Source organism: Patiriisocius sp. Uisw_047 (genome assembly GCF_047730165.1).
Taxonomy (GTDB): domain Bacteria; phylum Bacteroidota; class Bacteroidia; order Flavobacteriales; family Flavobacteriaceae; genus Patiriisocius.
This window is the reverse complement of record NZ_CP159834.1, coordinates 2,066,671-2,091,685: the sequence shown is the minus strand read 5'-3', so window position 1 is coordinate 2,091,685 and position 25,015 is coordinate 2,066,671. Positions and strand designations below refer to the sequence as shown.

The following is a 25,015-nucleotide window of genomic DNA, read 5'->3' as shown; positions in this document are numbered from 1 at the left end:
GTCCGTAAATAACCAACTTGAAAGTATTAAAAAAACGTCCCTTTTATTGCGCATCCAAGCAAAATTGGGGCGATAGCGGTCGCAAGCACTAGGTTATTACGATTCGTATTTATTTGGTTAGTTAATTAAAATTTAAACCCGAGTCCAAATGAGACTCTCGAACTTTCTGTTGCGGTAAACGCACTCATCTTTGCATTTAACCCTCCGGGGCCATTAATCCACAATCCGCCACCATAACTGTTGTGCCATTGTTCTGAAAGCCTACTCGGGATCCATACACGACCCAAGTCTGCTCCACCATATACGCCTATTTGTAATGGGATTAACCCTACTTTAAAACTATCGAAACTATATCGCAGGTCTGCGTTCCCTACTAAAGCAGATTTACCCGTAAATCGCTCTTCTCTATAAGCTCGTAAACCTGTTTCTCCACCCAATGTTACCCCTTGGTAAAATTCAAACTTATTTCCGAAGTTAAACTTTGCATTCACATTTGTCTTAAGTACTAATTTTTTGTTTGACACTAGAGAATTATAAAACCCTAGTCGTGTATTTAGATACCCAAAAGTTCTGTAAACACCCTTCACATTTGTAGTGATGCCTGGGTTAAAATCAAACATCATCCCTCTAGATGGGTTACTAGGGTCATCAAAACTTCGGTAACTATAAATACCATCAATTGAACCAAAATAAGAAGTTTTGTTTAGCTCAAAAGACGATTCTATAGGTAATGAGAAGTTTACGTCACTTGCCACTTTATACGTATCTATTGAAAACTGTATCTTGAAAAAGCTACCAAAAAAACTATTTTTTAACAAGCCTATATTTCCATTTATCTTCTGAATTTGAATTCTATTTTTATCAATTCCATTCTCATCTTGAGTATTTAATGTCTCATTACCATAGCCAAAATAATTCTCTATGTAATTAGGGCTCGTTATGTACAGATTATAACTCAAGTTTTTTTCATCCCGAAAGTTTGCAAATTCCCCAGAATAACTAAGATCAAAACTTTCTGTATCTGTGTAAAAGGCTCCATTAATTACGTGTCTAAAACTAAAGGGGTTACGTTGAAACCCCTCTTCTTCATAACTGTATTGAAGTCCAGTTCTCACTCCATCATCGGGGTTGTAACCTATTGCTGAGGTTATGTTATTAAATCTATCTATTTGTTTACGATAGTCATAGGTGTTTAAATTATAGATATCTGTCATTCTGAAATTTGCGCCGCCACGTTCGACAATCGTATTTTCTAGAGAACTATGATCATACACTTTAACTCTTTCCCCGTCAATCAGTTTATAAATATCATTGCCATTTCCTCCTATTAACCGAAGAAAAATAAACTTTTCGTGCTCAGCCTTATCAGGAATTTCATTTATCACCTTAAACGTATCATTACCATTTAGACCATAGACCCATAATTCTTTTGTATCCTGATAAGTAAACAATCGTTCTACTACAAGTTTCTGGGGTTCATCATCAAATGTGCGATATATTCTAATGCGCGTCTTACCTTTTCCAAGGCGCGTAACCTCAATCAAATCTTCTCTGTCTGTGCCTTCAATGCTTTGTAATGTAGCGAGCAGATCATAATAGCGATCTGCAATGGCTACTAAATTATCACGTCTTGCTTTTAAATGTTGTTTTATTTCTGAAAGCGTCTGGTCTTGTACTTCTGGAGGTATTTCATTAAAAGCTTCTTCGATTACTTCGTCCGTAATTTTTGTTTGAATTTCTTCTGCTAGAAATTGCCATTGTCTTCTTCCTGATTTATTCAATAAGGCTCTATCAAATATGACCCCCTCTTTATTGAACCACTTTAAATCCAAAAGATCATCATCGTATAAATGACGTTGCGCTGTTTTTCCAAAAATAGAACTTGCTAGGTCTAGAATATTTCCTTCATAACTAGCAAAAGCATCATCTCTATTTTTTGGGATAGGAACAAACACATTTAAGCTATCACGATTGTAAAATTCTGCCCAGCGCCATCTATCTTTCTCTCTATCCCAATCTCCTATGAGCATATCAAATAATCGTGATTTTAAATAATTAGGCTCGTCTACTGATACTTTTCCGCTTTCTCTGAGTTTAATTAAAATATCGTCTGTAGTTTCAATATCATCTGGATATTTAAAAACACCTTCTCCCACACTGTTCTCATTAGGCATTAAAGAAATAAGATATAACTCGTCGCCAAAACCCTCATTAAAACGCCCTAGTATAGGCTGCTTAGGCACATAGTACAAACTAGGTTTTGTATGAAAAACACCAATACTGTTTGCTAACTTAGGGAGTGCTAGTGAAGCATAAGGATGAGATGCCGTATAAAATGTAACATCACGTTCTGATGGGTCAAGGTTCTCAATAACTTCGATAGCTCCATCACCATCTAAAGTGATTTCAGTTTTGTCATTTATACGCTCTTTGTATCTAAATGAGTTTTTACCTAAAGAACGCATTCTATACACATTACCGTTTACGTCTTTAAGCTGCAAGGCTCGATAATCTGGGTTACTGAGTTCGTTCATTACGGTTACTCCGCCAAAAATAGAATCTAAGGTAGCTACTTTTGCTTTTATAGGGGTAGCATATACTTTTTCATATTTGGCGCCCCAGACTGTTTTAAAGAAGGAGAGCTCATTAATGCTATCTCGCGTGTAGATAGATGCGGTTTTCTCATTCTCAAAAGAATAGGGAAGTTTTTTAATTTCATAAGTATTCCGTGCAGGAAATATCTCTTTTTGGAAGAGTACTTTAGGCTTTACGCCTTCTTCAACACCAAAATATCGTACCCAAGTTGATCCATCTGCAAAAACGGTCATCAGGGCAAAGCCATTACCACCATAACTAAACTCACCGCCATCCCCTAAGGTACCTCCAGACTCTTTAGACGCGCTTCCAGACTGGATCTGTATAAGCCCATCTTTTTCTATATGATGTAAGGAATGCTCGTGACCTGAAGCAAAAACGAGCCTAGGGTGTTTCCTTGCTATATCACCAAGACGATTCATTAACTTATTATACAATTCATTGTATCTATCCTGCACAGAAATACCACCTTGTGTCCTAATTTGAGTTACCAAAGAAGCCAATAATGGCATCGGTATCTTTTCTTGAAGAGGATATAAGTGTTTGTTTAATCCAAAATAACCGCCGTGAGTTCCATTAGTAAACATTGGATGATGCATCGCAAAAACAATAATCTTATTTCTATTTTTCCGAATCTCTAAATCAATTTCTATAAAGAACTTCTCACGTGATTTAATATCACAGTTAAAATTAAAATTAGGATCTGAATCCCAATCTTCTAAATACCATTGACTATCAATAATAATTATTTGAACATCCTCACTTACAGAAACACTCTTTAATGGACAGCCATTCATAGGCTGAAAAATCTCCGCATTACCCGATTGTTCTATTAAATACGATTGTTCTCTAGCTAAACCGAATAAGCCGTTGTTGTACCAATCGTGATTACCTGGAATAAAATAGGTTGTTCCCTCAAAATCATTAACCGCCATTAACTGACCATTTAAATGATTTTCTGCATACTTCCGTTCTTCATCACCTTTAATTGGCATCCCATCTGGATATATATTATCACCAAGATAAATGGCAAAATCATCTGCACTATTCTCTATTTTAATAACAGCCTTGGCTGCGGTTAAACCAGGACTCATTCCTCCTATGGGCGAATAGCCTGCATCCCCTATTAAGTAAAACTGATTTGCAATTTCCTTGTCTGTTGGGAATGCGGTGATGTCATTTTTCACTTTGTATTGCGGTGCATAGGTAGCACAAGAAGTCGCGATTATGAGGAGTGAGAAAAGAAGGATATGTTTTTGATTCATGTACTATTAATGCTATTATTAGACAGGACTAGTAATCCTATATAAACGTTATATTGCTGTTAATTTTCTGTGTCAGAAAATTTAAAAGGGCGTATTTTTTTGTAATTTGGTATTCTAGTTTTTAAACCCATGAGCGACATATTACAAAAGGCGGACGATTTCATATTAAATCTATTTAAAGAAAAACTTCCTAACACCTTTACTTATCATAACTACACACATTCTAAACGCGTGTATAAAAGTATCAACGAAATAATTGAAAATTCTGAAATTAATGTTAAAGATACTACCATCTTACAACTATCAGCACTTTTACATGATACTGGCTATATTAAAACTAGAGATGGTCACGAAGAAGAAAGTGTGAAAATTGCTAAAGCATTCTTAAAAGAAGAGAAGGTAGCGCAAGATATTATTGAGGGAGTTTCTCAATGTATTATGGCAACCAAGTTTAAAGGAGACCCTCAAGGTATCCTAGAAGAGATGATACGCGACGCAGATGCTTCACATTTTGCTAAAAAATATTTTCAGGAAGCCAGTGATTTTTTACGCCAAGAATATAAATTACAAGGAGTAAAAGAATACACGTCTGAAGAATGGCGTGATGAAAACATTATGGTGTTGTCTAAAAAACATCAATTCTACAGTGAATACGCATTAAAAAATTGGCAATCACTCAAGGAAAAAAATTTATCCAAGCTCTTAAAAACGAAAAAGAAGGATAAAAAGAGACTCAAGAAAGAAAAAATAAAGGCCCAATATAAGGCTGAAGCAAAAAATAGTAGCCCAGAAAGAGGGATCCAAACCTTTTATCGTGTTGCTTTACGTAATCACATTAAGTTGAGTGACATTGCAGATACAAAAGCAAATATCTTACTATCTGTAAATGCAATTATTATTTCCGTAGTGCTGGCAAACCTGCTTTCTAAACTGGATAGCAATCCTTTTTTAGTGTGGCCTACTGCTATTTTTGTAGTGTCATCTGCAATCACAATGATCTTAGCAGTAATCGCGACGAGGCCTAACGTGACGCGTGGTGAGTTTACAAAAGAAGATGTAGAAAACAAATCTGTGAATCTAACTTTCTTCGGGAATTTTCATAAAATGGAGCTTTCCCAATATCAATGGGCTATTGACGAACTCATTAAAGATAAAGACTACGTGTACTCTTCACTAACCAAAGATTTATACTTCTTAGGAAAAGTGCTAGACAGAAAATATCGCATATTGAGAGTTACCTATACCATCTTCGTATTAGGAATTATCATCTCGATTGTCGCCTTTGGCATCTCTTTTGGTATGAGTGAGAGCGTGGTGGATGAAGTAAGTAAGATTGTAAGCGAGACAAGCAATTAACGTTGCTTACTCATTAATACTTTCTACTAGATCTTCATAGGTGTAATATTCTTTTGAATCTTCTTTCCCTTTAGAATAAAGCAAGCTAACTCGTAAAGCTTTGAGACCCGTTACGCCTTGTAAATCTTCAAGTTCTAACACTTCTAGATCATCGTCTAGCTGATGTATAGTCTGTAAGAAACCTATATACCTTCTATATTCCATTTCATCTTCTTCCTGTGAATAGATGATTGTAATTTTTCCAGCTTGTGTAGCTCGTTCTTCTGTGCCCTTTACATTTGCTTTGTCTACACGTTTTTTTACAACTTCGTATCTAGCATTGTAAGTACCATCTACATCAAAACGTTTTTCATCCATTCTAAAACGTAATGAAAGTGATCCATTAAAAACCAATATCATAGAAGCTACATCTAGCTCTACTGCCATATGTTCTTTCAGCTTATAATATTCATTCTCCATCTCGCACATCGCTTGCAGCTGCCATAACCTCAAATTATAGAGATATACTTTATGGAAACTATTTTTCTGAGTAATAGATTCTCCTATATATAGGTTATGTTCAACTCCATCTGTTTTATAACGCTCGTAATAATGTGGATACATCTTTTGCGCCTCAATCTGTTTTTTATCTAAGATAGCTGCCATACGCTTATTAATCATCATCACCGTCTCATCGTAGTCTTTACGATGCTTGTAGATAAGTCCAGAACTTTCATCAACTTCCTCATAATATTGATCAATGAGTACTTTGAATTCTTTATCCTTTTTTCTTAAATGCGTAAAAAGCGGAATCACCTCCGCCTGTAAAAAGTTTAACACCTGGCGCTCACTATCTACTTGTAGTTCTTCGAGCAGATCATCGAGATACTTTTTAATTCTGAAATTTATTTGATCGTAAATCGGTAATTTTTCAACCCGCGCTATACTTGTGATTATAGACTCTATGCGCGTAAGTTGATGTTTTAAATCTAAAACCGTGGCGCTATTTCTAGCATTAGATGATCCTTTTATATCCATCTGCCCATACAAAGGATATACGTCCTCAAATACAGCCTCTCTAAAATAAACTGGATTATTCTGCGACATTGCCGCGAGATATCGTTTCGCCTCTTTTCGAAATTTCCAATGAACACTCTTATGAATAGAGGTACACTCTTCCTGTATAATGAGTTCTAATTCATTTTCCTTAGCTTCTTTTGCACGTATAACTGCATCCTCTAGAAAAGGCATCACATCCTTTAGCTTGTTAGCGTTTATACTATTAAGCCTTCTTGGATGATAACTCACCAACTCCAAAAGGCCTATGACTTTTCCATCTTGAACAACTGCAGCTAGGATAGCACTTTTTATACCTTGATCCAGTAGTTTTTTGTATAACACATTATCGGGATATAGTTTATGATAACGCTCAGTATCTGAGATACAATAGTATTCGTTTTTCTTAAACAAAGTATAATAAGAGGTATCACATAAAGCTTCTCGACTTACTTGAGACTTCATACCATCCAGGATATAACTCTTAATATCTTTGTAGAGCAGGCGTTCAAAAGTATTATCATCCTCATTAAAATCTGCAAATCCAACTCTAAGTTCGGGTAGCCCAAAAATTTTCTGATAGATTCCTTCTATGTCTTTAGTGAGCGCGGGTTCTAAGGCATCTTGTTTTAACAAAAAAGTCTTAAAACTTGAGATAGAATAATCTGCCGTGACATCTATTAAACTTGCTAGAACAAACCCTTTAAAAATCCAACTTTGAGATGGAAACTTCTCTTTCCATATTTCAATATTCCCAAAATTGTCTAATAATTCTGCTAAATCTTCGTCTGTAATATCTATCGCATTTTTTGTCTTTTCTATCTCAATGAAATCTCCATTATAAATAATTCGGTACGTTTTATTTAAGCCACTTCCATCTGGAATTTCATAATAAAACGGTCTTCTAAAATCTAAATTGTAACCATAATAAAGGTTTAAAATGATACTACAACCCATAATATAATAATGATTCTCATCAAAATTTTGAATGGTTGGCACATAATCTGAACCAGCAGCATCAATTATGTTTTTATAGCGTTGCGTAGACTTTAATACAATTTCTTGAAAGGGTAATGTTGCAAATTTAATTTCATTGTATTCAAGAACAGAGGTGAAAAGATCTTCGGTGATTTTATTTACAAGTCCTTTTTGTTCGAGTAATTGTTCAATAGTATCAAATCCATCTACTATGCGTGGATCTTCCTTAGCGTACCCAAGAATACTTTTTGCCTTTTGGGCTATAATTTCGTTATCAGAGGAGGCTAAAACCTCGTACTGATCAATCAGTTTTTTAAAACCAATCTTAATCTCAAATGGAAAATCACCCTTTGTCATCATTTTTTCTGAAATTTTCAATGTAATATAGCAATAGTACGCCGCATTTGCCAATACAATAGCCTATTTAACAAATTTTTGGTATCCCTTTCTATGCCTATTATAAATTCTATATTTTTGCATAAACTAAAACTGCCTTATGAAATACATACTTTCTCTTTGCTCGATACTAGTACTAATGAGCTGTTCTGATAATTCCAATACCTATACCTTGCAAGGTAATGCCGTAGGGTATCCAGATGGCGCTAGAGTTTATGTATACCGACTTGACGCTAATAGTCAACCTAAGGCTATTGATACTCTTATTGTGCAAGGAGGCGCTTTTGCTGCGACCTACCCTAAAACCGACGTTGCGGGTATGAACTACCTTAAACCAGATTACACAAAAAAAGTATTGTATTACTTCCCAGAGAATACAAATCTGAAGGCGACTATTTATAAAGACAGTATAGATGTATCATCAATAACTGGAAGCCCTCAAAACGAAAGCTATACAGTGTATCAACAAGAATTAAGTGCTTTAGCAATAATGAGAAAAGAACGGGCAGAAGAGATGAGACAAGCTCGTAATGCAAGAGATATTAAAAAGACGCAACAATTACAACAACTTAGTTATAGTGATAACGGTAAAGAACAGTCGGTTAAAATTAATTTTATTACTAATAACCCAAACGCACTTTATAGCGCCATGCTTATTTCTGAAATGCTCCAGAAAAAAGAATTAACAGCAGAACAAGCACTTACCGCTGTAAATAATTTATCACCAAAAATCAGTAAAACACCGCAAGTAGCAAGAATAAAAGCATCTGTAACAGCATTAGCAAAATCTAATATTGGTGGTGATGCACCTCGATTTACTGCGCCCACACCAGAAGGCAAAATGCTTTCACTTGACCAAACTTTAGGCAAGTATACTATCATCGATTTTTGGGCATCTTGGTGCAGACCGTGCAGAATGGAAAACCCAAACGTTGTAGCAGTTTATAACAAATACCACGACAAGGGTTTAAATATTATAAGTGTTTCACTTGACCGACCAGGACAAAAAGAAAGATGGATTAAGGCGATTGCAGATGACAATATGGATTGGTATCACGTATCTAACTTAAAGTTCTGGCAAGATCCTATCGCAAAACAATATAACATACGTTCCATTCCAACCACTTTCTTACTTGATGAGAATGGAAAAATTATCGATAAAAATCTTAGAGGCGCAGCACTAGGAAATAAAATAGCAAGCTTGCTAGATTAATCTAGCAAGAAGCGCACGTTTACCGTCACTGCTATATCCATTTCTCCAGGAGCTAATGTTTGACCTCCTGACATTTCTGAGTCCATAGACATCGCGCTTCTATACATAACAGTTCCTGGAGTATTGTGTTGGCTAAACTCACTGATGGATATTGCTTTCCCTATTTTTTGACCTAAGGCTCCAGCATATTCTTCTGCTTTCATTTTTGCATTCTTTACTGCATTCTTGCGCGCTTGTGATAATAAGTCATCACGATTTGAAGCAGAAAACTGTACTCCATCTATTCTATTGATGCCGCTTTCTAACAAAGCATTCATAAGTGGCTCATACGTTTTAATATCGGTTACTTTTATAGAGATGGCTTGATTGGCACTATAATTATAAGTCTTTGTGTTGTACTCATAGTTCTTGCTCAATCGCACAAAATCTGTACTCACGTATTTGTCTGCAATCCCTAAATCTTTAATAGTCTGGATCACATTTGAAATAATGCGATCGTTCTGTTGCTTTAATTCTTTTGCATTGGTTCCCGTATTTTCTGCACGCACTTTAACCGTCACCTCATCAGGGGTCACAGTTACCTTGCCTTGGCCAGTTACGTCCACGGTGTTCATACTGTTTTGTTGTGCGGTAATAGTCATGGTCATGGCAATTAATGTCAATAGTAAAAATGTGGTTTTTTTCATAGTTTCTAAAATTTTAAAGTTTTCCTAATTTGTGAAGTATAAATAACAACAGGATGGGTACTGCCAGTAATACCACAATCCAAGTGGAATGCGCAATGAGTCCTGGCGCAAAAGCAAGCGTTAATACATACCCAGCAATCGCACCACCAAAGTGTGCATCGTGCCCTATATTCCCTACCTTATTTTTCATACCATAGATGGAATACAACAAGTATGCCACGCCAAAAAGCCAAGCGGGAATAGGAATTGCAAAAAACAAATACAGCTTAGCGTTTGGAACAAACAATATGGCTGCATATAGAATACCCGTTACTGCACCGCTCGCCCCTATAGCACTATAATGATATTTATCTTTATTAAAATAAAAGGATAACAAACTCCCCACAATCAAACTTGCTACATAGATGATTACAAATTTTGGTGTTCCGAGAGCATCAATTACTACGCCGGCAAAAAAGTACAGGGTAAGCATATTAAAAAGTAAATGAGAGAAATCTGCGTGTAAGAATCCTGAAGAAAACATACGTATATGCTCCCCACGTCGTATACTCGCAATATTAAACTTGTATTTCTCAAAAAACGAGAAATCATTAAAACCTTTAATAGAGATTAAAATATTGGCTGCAATAATCACAAGGGTGGCAATAGCAATTGGTGGCATAAAAGTATTTTGTATTTGTTTATTTTAAACTTTAAATTTAACTAGTTTTGTTATAACACAACCTATGCAAAGACTTATTTATTATATCATCTATCCATTGTTTTGGATCCTGTCTTTATTACCACTGCCTATCCTATATTTTTTCTCAGATATTACATCTTTTGTGGTCTACGCCGTTGTTGGCTATCGTAAAAAAGTAATACGTGACAACATTACCCTAGCATTTCCGGAGAAAACCGCTGAAGAGAAGAAAATTATTGAGAAAAAATTCTATCATCATCTTTGTGATCTTGCCGTTGAGTCTATAAAATCAATTAGCATTTCGGAAATAGAAATTAACAAGCGCTTTAAGATTAACACGATGGAAGTGCTTAACGACTTGTATGCAAAAGACAAGAGTGTGCTTCTTTTATGTGGTCACTACGCGAGCTGGGAATGGAGCGGAATTATAAATAAATGGATGCCATATAAAGGGTACGCCGTCTATAAACAGTTACGCAATCCTCAAATAAACGGATTGCTAAAAAGATTGCGAGGCAGATACGGCGGCGATATTGTGTCTAATAAAAAAATAGTACCAATACTCTTTAGAAATAAACGCAAAGATATAAAATCACTTACTTTAATACTATCAGATCAAACACCTAAAGTAAGTATGGCTAAACACGTAGATACTTTTATGGGCGTAGTAGTCCCCGTCTTTACTGGAGCTGAGGCATTGTCTAAAAAATTAGATACTGCTGTGGTCTATTTAAAAATTGAGAAAGTAAAACGCGGCTACTATGAGGCATCGTTTACAACCATAACAGAAGATGCACCAAGCCTGCCAGATTATCAAATTACACGAAAATTTTTAGACCAAGTAGAAGCACAAATTAAAGAAGCACCGGCGTATTACTTATGGTCACACAAACGCTGGAAACATAGATTAAACTAAAATTCAAACCAGCTTTCTTGACACGCAGAACTCGCTTCCTTTTCTTCTGAAATATGATAATATGTAGATCCATGAGCAACGTACTCCTTTGCCCATTCTTGTGCATTTTTTGCCACTTCATTGATAGCATTACACACCAAATTTGCTTCTTGATTTGTGGTCGTAGGATGAATAGAAACGCGTATCCAACCTGGCTTACTAGTTAACTCGCCTTTGTATAATCTGTTGACAAGGTCATCTGAGGTTGGTTCATCAATAGCTAATAAATAATGACCATACGTACCCGCACAACTACAACCGCCTCTAGATTGAATACCATAACGGTCATTCAATATCTTTACTGCAAGGTCGTGATGAATGCCTTCTATGATAAAAGAAATAACCCCCAAGCGATCTTTGTGTTCTCCAGCTAGAATATTTATTTTAGGATTATTCTCTAAATGCGTAAAGAAGATGTCAAGCAATTCTTCTTCTCTTGCCATCATCTTATCTACACCCATTTTATCTTTTAAGCGCACGGCTAGTGAGATTCGTATGGCTTGTAAAAAACCTGGTGTACCTCCGTCTTCTCTCACTTCTATATCTTCGATATAGGTATGACCACCCCAAGGGTTGGTCCAAGTAACCGTGCCTCCCCCAGGATTATCTGGAATGGTATTCTTATATAATGTACTACTAAATACAAGTACCCCACTTGCTCCGGGTCCGCCTAAAAATTTATGCGGCGAAAAGAAGATAGCATCTAGATAAGATTCTGGTTGATCTTCAGGGTGCATATCAATATCAATGTAAGGTCCTGAACAGGCAAAATCTACAAAACACAATCCGTTTTGCTCGTGCATCATTCTCGCTACTTCGTAATAAGGTGTTTTAATTCCGGTGACATTAGAACAACTTGTGATAGATGCAATTTTATACGATGCGTCTTTATAGCTCCCAAGTACTTCTTTAAAATTCTCTAGGCAGAATAAGCCAAGCTCATTGCAAGGGATCACCACAACCTCTGCAATCGTCTCTAGCCACGAGGTTTGATTACTATGGTGTTCCATATGCGAAACAAACACTACAGGGCGTTCTATTTTACTGAAATCAAGCTGTGACTGCAGATTTTCTGGAGCTTTTAAACCGAGAATGCGTTGAAACTTATTAATCACTCCCGTCATCCCAGAACCACACGTAAGGAGCACATCATTTTTATCTGCACCTACGTGTTCTTTTATAATCGTGCGTGCTTTTTGATAGGAATGGGTCATGGTCGTCCCCATTATAGAAGTTTCTGTATGAGTGTTGGCGACAAAGGGACCGAAGTCATCCTTCATTTTATTTTCTATAGGTGTGTACAGTCTACCGCTGGCGGTCCAGTCAGTGTAGATAATTTTCTGTTCGCCGTAGGGGCTGATAAAAGTTTTATCAATCCCTAAAATATGATTTCTGAAAGGTCTAAAGTATGACTCTAAGCTAGTTACACTTTCTTCTACTTTGCCGATAGACTTTGTAAACATTTGAATATCAATTAATTAATCTCGAAATTACGAATAATTAATTTGAAATCTCAGCTATTTCAACAATAAATCTATCTGCCAAATCATCTGCTATTTTTTGAGAAGAGGCTTCTGTGTAGATTCTAATTATTGGTTCTGTATTTGACTTTCTAAGATGTACCCAGTTTTCGGCAAAGTCAATCTTTACACCATCGATAGTCGTCATTTTTTCTGAAGCATATTTTTTCTCCATCTGGACCAAAATCGCATCTACATCAATTGTAGGCGTCAACGCAATTTTCTTCTTGCTCATAAAATAGTTAGGATACTCGTCTCTTAATTGACTTACAGGTATCTTGATATCTGCTAGATAACTTAAGAATAAAGCGATCCCTACTAGACTGTCACGACCGTAATGTAATTCTGGATAGATTATCCCACCATTACCTTCTCCACCTATAATTGCATTGGTCTCTTTCATCATCGCCACTACATTTACCTCTCCTACAGCACTTGCTTTATAAGTACCACCATGAATCTTAGTGACGTCACTTAACGCACGTGAAGAAGACATATTTGAAACCGTATTTCCTGGCTTGTGTTGCAACACATAATCTGCAATGGCCACAAGTGTATATTCTTCTCCAAACATCGCTCCTTTTTCATCTACAAATGCAAGTCGATCTACATCTGGATCTACTACCAGTCCAAAATCTGCATTCTCTTTTACCGTCAATGCCATTAAATCTCCTAGGTGCTCTTTTAGCGGCTCCGGATTGTGAGGAAACTGGCCATTAGGCGTACAATATAATTTAACCGGTTCTACACCCAATGCTTCTAATAACAATGGCACAGCAATACCTCCCGTAGAATTCACACCATCTACAACTACCTTAAAACGTGCTTTTTTAATAGCTTCTACATTTACCAGTTCTAAATTTAAAATTTCATCTACGTGCAAATCCATATAAGCATCGTGTATCATTCTTTCTCCTAGATCATCCACTTCAGCAAAAGCGATATCTCCACTTTCTGCTAAATTGAGAATCTCTTGCCCAGCCGCTCCATCTAAAAACTCTCCTTTATTATTTAACAATTTAAGGGCGTTCCATTGTTTTGGATTATGACTCGCAGTCAGTATAATCCCACCGTCAGCGTGCTCTAAAATTACTGCCATCTCTACCGTAGGAGTCGTAGATAGATTGAGATCCACAATATCTATCCCCATACCTATCAGCGTGTTCACTACAAGTTCTTGTATCATCTCGCCAGAAATACGAGCATCGCGACCTACTACAACTTTATAGCAGTCTTTGTCTCGTTGTTGCTTTACCCAAGCACCATAAGCAGCCGCGTACTTAACCGCATCTAAGGGTGTTAAATTTTTGCCTTGAGTACCACCTATAGTTCCGCGTATTCCTGAAATTGATTTTATTAAAGTCATTTTTTGCTGAAGTTTTAAGGCAAAGATACTTGTTAATATGACAATACTACTCGACGATTTTTGTAATTTGTTCTCATGAATTTTCTCGCACACATTTATCTCTCCGGTGAAGATGAAGGCATCACCATTGGCAACTTTATTGCCGATGGAATCAAAGGAAAAAAATACCTGAAATATCCCGCTTCAATCCAAAAAGGAATCCTACTCCACCGAGCTATTGATAGCTATACAGACCATCACCCCACTGTGCGACAAAGCACTAAAAGACTACACGAGAAACACGGGCACTATAGTGGTGTTGTAGTCGATATTTTATACGATCACTTTTTAGCAAAAAACTGGAACAAATATCACGACACTCCCTTAGAGCAATACGTAGATAATTTTTATGAAATGCTCCAGGACAACTATGCGATGCTACCGGAGAGAATACAGAGAATGATGCCCTATATGATGGCTGACAATTGGTTGTTATCTTATGCCACTGTGCCCGGAATAAGCAAAATTCTGACACAAATGAATGCACGGGTACAAGGACGCTCTAATATGAACTTTGCCGTCATCGAACTCAAAGAATTCTACGATGATTTTGAGCAAGAGTTCACCAGCTTTTTTGAAGAATTACGCGCATATTGTCACGAAAAATTAGATACATTATGAGAACTCTCTTTTTACTTTTAGTTATTGTTTTTGCCAGTTGTAAAAATGACCGGAAAATTTCTGAAGTTAAAAAACCAAAACTTGGTGTCGTTGTTGACAGTGCGATGGTTGTTTCTGCAAGAGCAGAGGCATCGAGAATCGGGCTTAACATAATGAAAGAGAAGGGCGGGAACGCATTTGATGCAATGATCGCGACAGAGTTTGCTTTAGCTGTAGTTTTCCCCTACGCAGGCAATCTTGGCGGAGGCGGATTTATGGTTTACAGAACACAATATGGTGAAGTAGGCGCCTTAGATTACCGCGAAAAAGCACCAATGGCTGCCACGAAAGATATGTATTTGGATGACAACGGAAATTTTATAAGCAATAAAAGTAAGACAGGCTCGCTAGCCGTAGGAGTGCCAGGAACGGTGGCGGGAATGTTTGCCGTGCACGAAAGACATGGCTCGTTACCTATGGAAGAGATTATCGCTCCAGTGATAAAACTAGCAGCAGAAGGATATTATCTAACAGCAGCTCAAGCTAAGCGATATAATAAATATGCACCCATATTTGAAGAAGTAAATGATAGTAAAAGTATTTACTCTAACGAATGGAAAGAAAACGACCTCTTCGTAAACACTGCACTCGCAGAGACTTTTAAACGCATTGCTGTAAACGGTAGACAAGAATTTTATCAAGGAAAAACAGCAGATATTTTAGTGAACTTCTTATCTTCAAAAAAAGGAATTATCACAAAAAAAGATCTTTCGAATTATGAAGCAGTATGGCGCGAGCCTGTCATTTTTAATTACAAAGATTTAAAAATCATCTCAATGGCACCTCCTTCTAGTGGAGGTATTTGCCTTGCACAGATACTAAATGCGGTGGAAGAATTCCCGATCGCCGCGTATGGTCATAATCAGCCGCGCTCTATGCAGGTTATCATTGAAGCTTCAAGAAGAGCATATGCAGACAGAAGCCACTTTTTAGGTGATCCAGATTTTGTTGAGATCCCAGTCGATAGTTTGATAAGCCCCAATTATTTAAAAGGTAGAATGCAAGAATTTTCTTTTGATCAAGCAACAACATCTACTGCTATTTCAAATGGTACACCATTTGGTCAAGAATCTACAGAAACGACCCACTACTCTATTGTAGATTCTTTCGGAAATGCCATTGCCGCCACAACGACCTTGAATGCTGCCTTTGGATCTAAAGTGTATAGCAACGAATTAGGTTTCTTTTTCAATAATGAAATGGACGATTTTAGCGCAAAGCCTGGAGAACCTAATATGTTTGGTTTAATTGGTGGAGAAGCAAATGCCATCGAACCACAAAAAAGAATGCTCAGCAGTATGACACCAACCATAGTTGAGAAAAATGGAGAATTCTGGATGAGCGTAGGCTCCCCTGGAGGTTCGCAGATAATCACGTCAGTGATGCAAACAATCTTGAATGTATACGAATACGATATGACGATGCAGGATGCCGTTAATGCGCCTAGATTTCATCATCAATGGCTACCTGATGAAGTGATGGTAGAAAATTATGGATTTGATGAAGATGTATTGAAAACCCTAACATCAAAAGGGTATCAAATAAATTATAATGATGCTCCAGTCATAGGAAAGGTAGATGCTATCTTAAGAAAGCCAAATGGCAGCCTAGAAGGAGGAGCCGACCATCGTGGTGACGATACGGCGGTAGGTTTTTAAGAAAAAAACAAGATAAAATTAGCTCTTTAACTTGTTTAATGTACTTTTTAACGAATTTGTAGGTGGAATACTACAATATTGCTCTATGGAACGTATTTTGCAGAGAATTAATTGAGCTTTTAAATCCCCAGATTTGAAATCTCAGCAATTCTAATATGAGCACAAAAAATACAGTCATACAATTTTCTGTTGTAGTCCTGCCTATTCTATCGGCAGGGTTCATCTGTATTGCCCTCTGTTTTTATTTATGGAATAAGAGTCAAACTGATATATTACTTGTTTCAAATCTCTTAGATCTTGCTCCCATTTTTATAGGCATTAGCGTCCTTTTTATCCTGACTCTCATGGGGTATTTGTACCATTCAGTTTTAGCGCTAAAAAAATTAAAAAGCACTGCAGTGAGCGCACTACTATCCGCTACACAAAAAATGCATAACGCGCGTCGTATCATCGAAATCCTAATGGGCTCAAAAATGTGGCTCCCTGGATTACAGGAATACATTGATGAAGATTTTGAAGGACTCACCTATTTTGATGTAAAAGATTTTTACAAAGGAAACTCTAAACTCGCCATTGAGTTTTTACAAGAGAATCAAAACTATTCTGAAACAGAAAACCTGTATCTAGAAATGAAAGCTATGCTTCTCACAAATCCTAAAAACGGCAAACTTCCTAAAACTATAAGTTATCCTAGAAGCTATGACGGCGCGATTGTAGAACAATGGATTCAACATAAAGTAGGATCTGGCTTGTGGTACTTTTTTGGCTATAAGTTTGCTAGTTTTAAAGAAGTCTTAGATATTGAAAGCCTCTTTGAACGCAATCAAGACAAAGTTATGTCTTTAGCCATGAGCATTGATCCAGAGGTATTTGAAGAGAATAGTTTTAATGAAATTTTCTTGTCAAAATTAGGAGAATATATTACAAAATCAATCTTACCAGATTTATATAAAGAGCGTACCATAAGATCTTCTGTCCTACCAAGACGCATACAATATTTCACAGCTTTATTGAGCACCCTAATAATTGTAGGGCTGCTTGCACCACTCGTGACATTATTACTTGGGCTTCCAGTTTTAATACTCATCATAAGCTATTCATTTTCTTGCAGTTTACTTTTCTACCTCGCGATAGCTTTCTTCCAGTTTTTGAAAAGTGAAGTTTCCGAGTAACTTTCCTGTTTATTTATTTCTAGGGTAGGGATTATTCCTACTATACTGTTCTATTGCTAGAAACCTTCTTCAGGTCATAACTAGCTAACGAACATCTAACTAAATATGAAAACAATTAAACTTTTACTATTTTCCGCACTTATTACTTGCTTTGCCTGTGATAAAAATAACGACGACACAGATCCTATAGATAATATGGATGATGTAGGAGTGATCGATATGAACGAGTTTGATGTAAATTTTGTTCAAAATTACGGTGCCACAACTACAAGAGATATAATGGTCGAAGTCATGGATACCAACGGTAACGCTATCGCAGGTGCTACCATTAGCGTAGCAGAGACAAACGAGTTAACAGATGATCAAGGTATTGCCATCCTTAGAGATGCTGCAGTATATGAACGCTTTGGGTATATAAAAGCTAGCAAGGACGGTTTTATTCACGCCTCTAGAAGTATAGCCCCTGCAGCAGGTCTTAATCAGGTACGTATTATGATGCTGCCAGAAACAGTTTCTGGAACAACAGTGAGTGGTGCCGTTGCTACCATTAGCAATGGTGCTGGCGCTTCCGTGTTACTTAATGGTAACTATATAGATGCAAATGGAGTTGAGTATGCAGGCGATGTAGACGTGATCTTACACCACTTAGACCCGACAGATGTAAATATGCCAGATCAAATGCCAGGAATGCTTTATGCACAAGATGCAGATGGTGAAGAACAAGGTTTAGTTACTTTAGGAATGCTAGCTGTAGAACTAAGAGGAGCTGCAGGTCAGGACCTTAATTTGATGGATGGAAGCACTGCAACATTGACTATACCTTTAGATCCAAGCCTCATTGCAAACGCACCAGTTACGCTTCCACTTTGGTATTTTGATGAAGTAAATGGAGTTTGGATTGAAGAAGGAGAAGCAACGCTCCAAGGAGCTGCATATGTAGGGGAAGTAAGTCACTTTTCTTTCTGGAATTGCGATATCCCGACAGATGCGAATGTTATTTGTCTTGTATTATCTGATGAAGATGGAAATCCTTTAGCAAATACTACCATTACAATAACGAGTGCCACTTTTGGTACGACAAGTGGAACAACAAATATAGATGGCGAAGTTTGTGGTTATATGCCCTCTGGAGAAGTATTAGAACTAAATGTTTACAATGATACTTGCGGTGACTCCTCTTTATTTAATACCAATATTGGACCTTTTAGTTCAGATGAAACCGTCGCGATTACCGTAATACTTACTGGTGATGTTATTACAGAAACCATAGTAGGTACTTTAAGTGATTGCTTAGGAGCTCTTATCTCAAATGGATATGCAGTAGTAGACTATCTAGATGGCGGCGCAACAGCAGTTATAGGAACAGACGGAAGCTTTGAGTTAAGCATCATACGTTGCACAGATGCCATTGAGTTTTCGATAAAAGGTATAGATATAGACGGTGTTCAACAATCTGCAGAACAAGGGTATAGTTTTACTACACCTTTAACAAATGTGGGGAATTTACTCGCCTGTGAAACCATCACAGAGTTTATTCAATATGATTTAGATACTGGAGCGACCACCTTTTTTACAACAGAAGATATTTCTGCTCAGTTTTCAGCCAACAATCCTCAAACGAACGGCCCATCTGTAACCATTTCTGCCTATGACGATAATACAAATGAAGGTATTTATTTATACGGTCAATTAATGGCCACCCCTTATGTTGGAGTGTATGATTCATTAGACTGGCAAGACCCTGATGACTTAGGTTTTAACATCGAAGAGTTTTTTGGAGCTATGAACAATGACACCATGGAATACACGCTTACAGCTCTTGGAGAAATAGGCGAATACATAGATATTTCATTTAATGGAACCTATGAAGATAATGCTGGTACAGAACATACCTTAACGGGAACAGTACACGTACTTAGAGACAATTAAAACACACCAGATAAATTAATAGTTGAGAGCCTCTGATATTCGTATCAAAGGCTCTTTTTGCTTCTGAAATATTCTAAACTAAAAACCTACAGCAATGCCAATGTTTTTCTGCTCAGGAATTTGCAGATAATTAACGTTTCCAAAGTAATAGGTACCCTAAAATTTTGATGCCATTTGAGTACCTTTGCAAACTATGGCAAAAAATGAAGATGTAATCGAGGTTTTAGGGGCACGTGTTCATAATTTAAAGAACATTGATGTTAAGATTCCACGAGAAAAACTAGTGGTGATCACTGGTTTATCGGGGAGTGGAAAATCATCACTCGCTTTTGATACTATTTATGCAGAAGGCCAACGTCGCTATATAGAGACTTTCTCTGCCTACGCGCGTCAATTTTTAGGAAGTCTAGAACGTCCAGACGTAGATAAAATAGATGGGCTCTCTCCCGTTATAGCTATAGAACAAAAGACGACAAGTAAAAGCCCACGTTCTACTGTGGGTACCATCACAGAGATTTACGATTTTTTACGACTGCTGTATGCGAGAGGAAGTGACGCCTTTAGTTTTAATACGGGTGAGAAGATGGTGAGTTACAGTGACGCGCAAATAAAAGGGCTCATCACAACAGATTATATCGATAAAAAAATAAGCATTCTCGCTCCGGTGGTGCGGTCGAGAAAAGGACATTACCGCGAACTTTTTGAGCAAATAGCCAAACAGGGGTTTATAAAAGTACGGGTAGATGGTGAAGTGCTTAATATCGAAAAAGGGATGCGAGTAGATCGCTACAAAATGCACGATATTGAAATTGTAATCGATAGACTCAAAATTACAGATTCTCCAGACAATGACAAACGTCTTACCGAAACCATTAACACCGCCATGTATCATGGTGACGATGTGCTTATGGTACTCGATAATGACAAAAATGAAACGCGCTTTTTTAGTCGTTCATTAATGTGCCCAACAAGTGGCATTTCATACCCAAATCCAGAACCAAATAACTTCTCATTCAATTCTCCAAAAGGGATGTGTTCAAACTGTAAAGGCTTAGGGCAACTTTATCAAATTAATGAAAATAAGATAGTCCCAGATGCTTCGATTTCTATCAAGCAAGGAGCCTTAGCACCTCACGGACCACATAAAAAGAATTGGATTTTCAAACAACTTGAGTTGATCGCAGAACGCTTTAAATTTAAGTTGAGTGACCCATGGAGCAAAGTTCCTAAGGAAGCTCAACAGATGATTTTTTATGGTGGGAGTGATAAGTTTGAAGTAAACAGCAAAGACTTAGGGGTCACCCGCAAATACAATATAGATTTTGAAGGGGTGGCTACATTTTTACAGAACACCTATGATGCTAATGAATCTAGATCTTTGCAGCGTTGGGCAAAAGATTTTATGGATAAAGTACCGTGCCCAGAATGCCAAGGGACGCGTTTAAGACAAGAATCTCTTTACTTTAAAGTAGACGGAAAAAGTATCGCCGAGCTTGCCCATATGGATATTGTGGAGCTGGCAGAATGGTTTAAAGGCATTGAAGAACGACTCGGGAAAAACCAACTTAAAATAGCTTCAGAGATTATAAAAGAAGTTCGTACGCGTCTACAGTTTTTAATAGATGTTGGTCTTACCTACCTCGCCTTAGATAGAAGTTCTAAGTCGCTTTCTGGCGGTGAAGCACAACGTATTAGACTTGCTACGCAAATAGGATCTCAGCTTGTGGGCGTATTATATATACTTGATGAACCAAGCATAGGTTTGCATCAACGTGATAATGAGAAGTTAATTCATTCCCTAGAATCTTTAAGAGATGTGGGTAATTCTGTGATCGTTGTAGAACACGATAAAGATATGATTGAGAGTGCAGACCACGTGATAGACATCGGCCCTGCCGCTGGCAAGTATGGTGGTGAGATCGTTTCTCAAGGTACTCCTTCGGAAATTTTAAAACACAAAACCCTCACTGCAGATTATTTAAACGGCACGAGACGCATTGAGATTCCTGAAAAATTACGAGAAGGAAACGGCAACTTTCTCGAAATCACAGGCTGTACTGGTAATAACTTAAAAAACGTTTCTGTCAAATTTCCTTTAGGAAAAATGATAGGTGTCACTGGAGTTTCTGGTAGTGGAAAATCTACACTTATAAATGAAACCCTCTACCCTATTCTAAATGCTTACTTTTTTAATGGCGTTAAAAAACCAATGCCTTATAAAAAAATAAAAGGCTTAGACCATTTAGATAAGGTGATTGAAATAAATCAATCGCCCATTGGTCGTACTCCTAGAAGTAATCCAGCAACTTACACAGGCGTATTTTCTGAGGTTCGAAGTCTTTTTGCCAAAGTCCCAGAAGCAATGATCCGTGGTTATAAGCCAGGAAGATTTAGTTTTAATGTTAAAGGAGGTCGCTGTGAAACGTGCAGAGGTGGCGGACTTCGAGTCATTGAAATGAACTTCCTTCCAGATGTGTATGTAGAATGCGAAACCTGTCAAGGAAAACGCTTTAACCGTGAGACACTAGAAATACGCTACAAAGGAAAGTCAATTTTTGATGTGCTAGATATGACCATCAATGAATCTTGCGACTTTTTTGAAAACATCCCTAAAATCTTTAGAAAACTGAAGACCATTCGTGATGTAGGTTTAGGGTACATCACCTTGGGCCAACAGTCCACCACTCTATCTGGCGGTGAAGCACAACGTATAAAACTAGCCACAGAACTTTCTAAGAGAGATACGGGCAATACTTTTTATATTCTTGACGAACCTACCACAGGATTGCATTTTGAAGACATAAGAGTATTGATGCTTGTTCTTAACAAACTAGTGGACAAAGGAAACACGGTTCTTATAATCGAACATAATCTGGACGTAATCAAAACGGTAGACTATATCATTGACATAGGACCAGAAGGAGGAAAAGGCGGAGGGACTATTGTTGGAAAAGGCACTCCTACAGAAGTAAGTAAGATTAAGAAAAGTCACACGGCTAGGTTTTTGAAAAAGGAGCTTACTGGGTTGATTTAGTGTGTAATTCTAAATAGTTATTGGCGGCTATCTTAGCTAGGCGCATTAGGCAATACGCCATGCAATGTGCCCCCTCTGTTTCAGAAAAGCTGGATCATTAGCTTCGCAAGGTATCTTCAATAAACTTTAGGCGGATTAGATAAAGTGCGTTGAGAGTCTAAAAACAGAAAGACCGACTATTATGTCGGTCTTTCTGTTTTTATGGGTTTAAATAAATTAAACATTGGTTTAGTTGGGGTTTCTGTAATAAGAGCTCATCTACCCAGATTTTTAATTCCTCAATCTCATAAGGAAGTAATCTGTCCATCGCCTTTTGTAACTCTTTGCAGAACAAGTTTACATCAAAGCTTACTTTAGAAAGTACTGCTTTGGTGTAATCAAACATAGCTCTAGCCATAGGGATTCAAATTTTAGTTAAGTAGTTTTTAGAATAAGCGCTTATTTTATATTAGAACTTCCTAAAGATAAGTAAAATTGTCAGCAATATGTTAAAACCGAATAAAAGTTTTAAACAAGCTATCGATTAAAAATCATTATCTCCGTCAAGAGCATCTCCAAAACTACCGAGTATACTACCTTCTCCTTTATTCTTCCCTCCCATTTTTGGAGCTGCTGCTAAAACTCTACTTGCTAGTCTGCTAAATGGTAATGATTGTATATAGACCGTCCCAGGGCCGGTTAATGTAGCAAAAAACATCCCTTCTCCTCCAAATAAAGTATTCTTAATTCCACCCACAAACTCAATATCATAATCTATAGTACTGTCAAAACCTATGATACAACCGGTGTCTACTTTAAATTTTTCACCTGCGGCAAGTTCTCTTGTGGCAGTTGTTCCTCCAGCGTGTACAAATGCCATACCGTCACCTTCTAGTTTTTGCATGATAAAGCCTTCACCACCAAAAAGTCCTCTCCCTATTTTTTTAGAAAACTCCATCCCAATAGAGACTCCTTTAGCCGCGCATAAAAATGCAGATTTTTGGCAAATAAATTTTTTCCCAAATTTACTCAGATCCAAAGCGATTATTTTTCCGGGATAAGGGGAAGCAAAACTCACATGCTTTTTACCCTGCTCTGAATTATAAAAGGCCGTCATAAAAAGACTTTCCCCGGTGAGCAATCTCTTTCCTGCACCAAAAATCTTAGCCATCAACCCAGAATCTTTTTTAGAACCATCACCAAAAAGAGTTTCCATTTTAATCCCATCATCCATCATCATAAAGCTTCCTGCTTCTGCTATGACGCCTTCATTCGGGTCTAATTCTACTTCTACATATTGCATTTCTTCACCATAGATGGTGTAATCTATTTTATGTGATTCCATAAAAAGGTATATGTTTTAAAAATTATAATTCGATATTCCAGATTATTGGTAGGTTTTGCTTCTGAAATGTTACAGAATATATTTCTGATAACTAGCAATAAAATCTACCTATGGTTCTATGTTATTTTGATCAACTACGTAAAAACATATTTGCTAGAAAAATAAAAACGCGATGATTTATAAAACGTTTCGCGATATACGGCACGCTATAGCCCAAGACTTCCAATATACACAAAACGTGCTTAAAATTTTAATGCAACAATATATTGGTTTTCTAAATACTAAAAAAGGTGGGGAATATTATTAATATTAGTACGCTATACTTACTACTGCGACTTCTAATCGCTACTGTCATTTCTGCTGCCACTAAATACTCAAAAGAACGAGCTATCTAAAAACTGAAAAAGGTTAAAAAGATAATCCTGTAGAAAAACTTACTTACTTACTTACTTACTTACTTACTTACTTACTTACTTACTTACTTACTTATTTACTTACTTACTTACTTACTTACTTACTTACTTACTCTTTTTACGCTTCACCGTCCACTCAAAAGCAAAGCTAGAAACAACGTCACCATCTTCATCAATGCCATCTGCATGCATCCAGCAGACTTGGCCTTCTCCTGTAGCTATGGTTTGATCAATCGCTTTTTTCATTGCTAAACCATCATTGCAGGTAAATTTGACTCTACCCTTGGCTTTTTTAGTAAAGCTAGCTTTATTGTTTGCAACCAACATAGAAACAGAAACACCCGCCTCTCTAATATACCCTAAAGTTAATGCGCCGGTACTTAACTCTGCTGCCATCCCCTGCACAGCCCAAAACATAGAATTAAAAGGATTTTGATTGATCCATTTATACTTCACCGTAGTAACACAGGTTTCATTATTAACAGATTTTAAACGCACGCCACAGAAGTAAGCAGAAGGCAATTTCATCATTAAAAACGCATTGAATCCTTTAGGTCTGCTAAGCATAATTGTGGTTTTTTACGAAGATAGCTTGAAAGGTTTCAATCACAAAATAAGAACGGAATATTTGCTGAAATATTCCGTTGAACCCTATTTATCATACCCTTCGCACTAGTTCAACCTTTATAATTTCCGAAGAAAAAAAGTTAATTTTATGTTAATATTTAGTACTATGCGT

Annotated in this window: 17 protein-coding genes; 8 read left to right on the top strand and 9 right to left on the bottom strand. The window is 37.1% G+C overall.

What is annotated here, in order from left to right; translation table 11 throughout:
* Positions 1 to 125: 125 nt before the first annotated feature.
* Entirely contained in the window at positions 126 to 3,860 is a 3,735-nt protein-coding gene (locus tag ABXT71_RS09180) for a metallophosphoesterase (RefSeq protein WP_415371025.1), read from the bottom strand.
* A gap of 129 nt (positions 3,861 to 3,989) precedes the next feature.
* On the opposite strand from ABXT71_RS09180, the gene ABXT71_RS09175 reads away from it, so the two are divergent.
* Positions 3,990 to 5,216, top strand: coding sequence for a Pycsar system effector family protein (locus tag ABXT71_RS09175; RefSeq protein WP_415371024.1), 1,227 nt, complete (start codon positions 3,990 to 3,992; stop codon positions 5,214 to 5,216).
* 6 nt (positions 5,217 to 5,222) lie between these two features.
* Here the strand turns inward: ABXT71_RS09175 and ABXT71_RS09170 are convergent, their stop codons facing one another.
* Positions 5,223 to 7,607, bottom strand: coding sequence for a GAF domain-containing protein (locus tag ABXT71_RS09170; protein ID WP_415371023.1), 2,385 nt, complete (start codon positions 7,605 to 7,607; stop codon positions 5,223 to 5,225).
* A 118-nt stretch (positions 7,608 to 7,725) separates the two neighbouring features.
* Between ABXT71_RS09170 and ABXT71_RS09165 the strand changes: the two genes are divergently transcribed.
* On the top strand, positions 7,726 to 8,838 hold the full coding sequence (locus ABXT71_RS09165; RefSeq protein WP_415371022.1) for a redoxin domain-containing protein: 1,113 nt from the start codon (positions 7,726 to 7,728) through the stop codon (positions 8,836 to 8,838).
* On the opposite strand, the gene ABXT71_RS09160 is transcribed toward ABXT71_RS09165, so the two are convergent.
* Positions 8,835 to 9,524: an SIMPL domain-containing protein gene (locus tag ABXT71_RS09160; protein WP_415371021.1), complete on the bottom strand. Its 690-nt coding sequence runs from the start codon at positions 9,522 to 9,524 to the stop codon at positions 8,835 to 8,837. The two genes, ABXT71_RS09165 and ABXT71_RS09160, sit on opposite strands and share 4 nt — an antisense overlap.
* Positions 9,525 to 9,537: 13 nt before the next feature.
* The gene (locus tag ABXT71_RS09155; RefSeq protein WP_415371020.1) at positions 9,538 to 10,185 is read right to left on the bottom strand and encodes a rhomboid family intramembrane serine protease; all 648 of its coding nucleotides are present in this window, start codon (positions 10,183 to 10,185) and stop codon (positions 9,538 to 9,540) included.
* 64 nt (positions 10,186 to 10,249) lie between these two features.
* Here ABXT71_RS09155 and ABXT71_RS09150 point away from each other — a divergent pair, with 64 nt between their 5' ends.
* The gene (locus ABXT71_RS09150; protein ID WP_415371019.1) at positions 10,250 to 11,122 is read left to right on the top strand and encodes a lysophospholipid acyltransferase family protein; all 873 of its coding nucleotides are present in this window, start codon (positions 10,250 to 10,252) and stop codon (positions 11,120 to 11,122) included.
* Here ABXT71_RS09150 and ABXT71_RS09145 read toward each other — a convergent pair.
* Positions 11,119 to 12,624 (bottom strand): aminotransferase class V-fold PLP-dependent enzyme, encoded by a 1,506-nt coding sequence (locus ABXT71_RS09145; RefSeq protein WP_415371018.1) that lies wholly within the window; start codon positions 12,622 to 12,624, stop codon positions 11,119 to 11,121. The genes ABXT71_RS09150 and ABXT71_RS09145 overlap by 4 nt on opposite strands.
* A gap of 37 nt (positions 12,625 to 12,661) precedes the next feature.
* Positions 12,662 to 14,047 carry a phosphoglucosamine mutase gene (gene glmM / locus ABXT71_RS09140; protein ID WP_415371017.1) on the bottom strand — a complete coding sequence of 462 codons (1,386 nt, stop codon included), beginning with the start codon at positions 14,045 to 14,047 and terminating at the stop codon, positions 12,662 to 12,664.
* Between the two features lie 75 nt (positions 14,048 to 14,122).
* Between glmM and ABXT71_RS09135 the strand changes: the two genes are divergently transcribed.
* From ABXT71_RS09135 to uvrA, 5 genes are all read left to right on the top strand, one after another.
* Entirely contained in the window at positions 14,123 to 14,707 is a 585-nt protein-coding gene (locus tag ABXT71_RS09135; protein WP_415371016.1) for an ACP phosphodiesterase, read from the top strand.
* The gene (gene ggt, locus ABXT71_RS09130) at positions 14,704 to 16,404 is read left to right on the top strand and encodes a gamma-glutamyltransferase (protein ID WP_415371015.1); all 1,701 of its coding nucleotides are present in this window, start codon (positions 14,704 to 14,706) and stop codon (positions 16,402 to 16,404) included. Before ABXT71_RS09135 ends, ggt begins: the two co-directional genes overlap by 4 nt.
* A 398-nt stretch (positions 16,405 to 16,802) precedes the next feature.
* Positions 16,803 to 17,576, top strand: a complete 774-nt coding sequence (locus tag ABXT71_RS09125; protein WP_415371014.1) for a hypothetical protein — start codon at positions 16,803 to 16,805, stop codon at positions 17,574 to 17,576.
* A 105-nt stretch (positions 17,577 to 17,681) separates the two neighbouring features.
* A complete protein-coding gene (locus tag ABXT71_RS09120) occupies positions 17,682 to 19,505 on the top strand; it encodes a hypothetical protein (protein ID WP_415371013.1) in 1,824 nt (607 codons plus the stop codon).
* Between the two features lie 193 nt (positions 19,506 to 19,698).
* Positions 19,699 to 22,539, top strand: a complete 2,841-nt coding sequence (uvrA, locus tag ABXT71_RS09115) for an excinuclease ABC subunit UvrA (RefSeq protein ID WP_415371012.1) — start codon at positions 19,699 to 19,701, stop codon at positions 22,537 to 22,539.
* A gap of 199 nt (positions 22,540 to 22,738) precedes the next feature.
* Here uvrA and ABXT71_RS09110 read toward each other — a convergent pair whose 3' ends face one another.
* The 3 genes from ABXT71_RS09110 to ABXT71_RS09100 form a co-directional block, all read right to left on the bottom strand.
* A complete protein-coding gene (locus ABXT71_RS09110; protein WP_415371011.1) occupies positions 22,739 to 22,936 on the bottom strand; it encodes a hypothetical protein in 198 nt (65 codons plus the stop codon).
* 126 nt (positions 22,937 to 23,062) lie between these two features.
* The gene (locus ABXT71_RS09105) at positions 23,063 to 23,863 is read right to left on the bottom strand and encodes a TIGR00266 family protein (protein ID WP_415371010.1); all 801 of its coding nucleotides are present in this window, start codon (positions 23,861 to 23,863) and stop codon (positions 23,063 to 23,065) included.
* 518 nt (positions 23,864 to 24,381) lie between these two features.
* Positions 24,382 to 24,843, bottom strand: a complete 462-nt coding sequence (locus tag ABXT71_RS09100; protein WP_415371009.1) for a DUF4442 domain-containing protein — start codon at positions 24,841 to 24,843, stop codon at positions 24,382 to 24,384.
* Between the last annotated feature and the right edge of the window lie 172 nt (positions 24,844 to 25,015).

Bases quoted from the DNA above. Each gene is read 5' to 3' on its own strand.
- ABXT71_RS09145 (WP_415371018.1), bottom strand. From the start codon at position 12,624: ATGTTTACAAAGTCTATCGGCAAAGTAGAAGAAAGTGTAACTAGCTTA.
- ABXT71_RS09160 (WP_415371021.1), bottom strand. From the start codon at position 9,524: ATGAAAAAAACCACATTTTTACTATTGACATTAATTGCCATGACCATG.
- ABXT71_RS09120 (WP_415371013.1), top strand. From the start codon at position 17,682: ATGAAAACAATTAAACTTTTACTATTTTCCGCACTTATTACTTGCTTT.
- glmM (WP_415371017.1), bottom strand. From the start codon at position 14,047: ATGACTTTAATAAAATCAATTTCAGGAATACGCGGAACTATAGGTGGT.
- ggt (WP_415371015.1), top strand. From the start codon at position 14,704: ATGAGAACTCTCTTTTTACTTTTAGTTATTGTTTTTGCCAGTTGTAAA.
- ABXT71_RS09155 (WP_415371020.1), bottom strand. From the start codon at position 10,185: ATGCCACCAATTGCTATTGCCACCCTTGTGATTATTGCAGCCAATATT.
- ABXT71_RS09165 (WP_415371022.1), top strand. From the start codon at position 7,726: ATGAAATACATACTTTCTCTTTGCTCGATACTAGTACTAATGAGCTGT.
- ABXT71_RS09135 (WP_415371016.1), top strand. From the start codon at position 14,123: ATGAATTTTCTCGCACACATTTATCTCTCCGGTGAAGATGAAGGCATC.
- ABXT71_RS09150 (WP_415371019.1), top strand. From the start codon at position 10,250: ATGCAAAGACTTATTTATTATATCATCTATCCATTGTTTTGGATCCTG.
- ABXT71_RS09180 (WP_415371025.1), bottom strand. From the start codon at position 3,860: ATGAATCAAAAACATATCCTTCTTTTCTCACTCCTCATAATCGCGACT.
- uvrA (WP_415371012.1), top strand. From the start codon at position 19,699: ATGGCAAAAAATGAAGATGTAATCGAGGTTTTAGGGGCACGTGTTCAT.
- ABXT71_RS09105 (WP_415371010.1), bottom strand. From the start codon at position 23,863: ATGGAATCACATAAAATAGATTACACCATCTATGGTGAAGAAATGCAA.
- ABXT71_RS09110 (WP_415371011.1), bottom strand. From the start codon at position 22,936: ATGGCTAGAGCTATGTTTGATTACACCAAAGCAGTACTTTCTAAAGTA.
- ABXT71_RS09100 (WP_415371009.1), bottom strand. From the start codon at position 24,843: ATGCTTAGCAGACCTAAAGGATTCAATGCGTTTTTAATGATGAAATTG.
- ABXT71_RS09175 (WP_415371024.1), top strand. From the start codon at position 3,990: ATGAGCGACATATTACAAAAGGCGGACGATTTCATATTAAATCTATTT.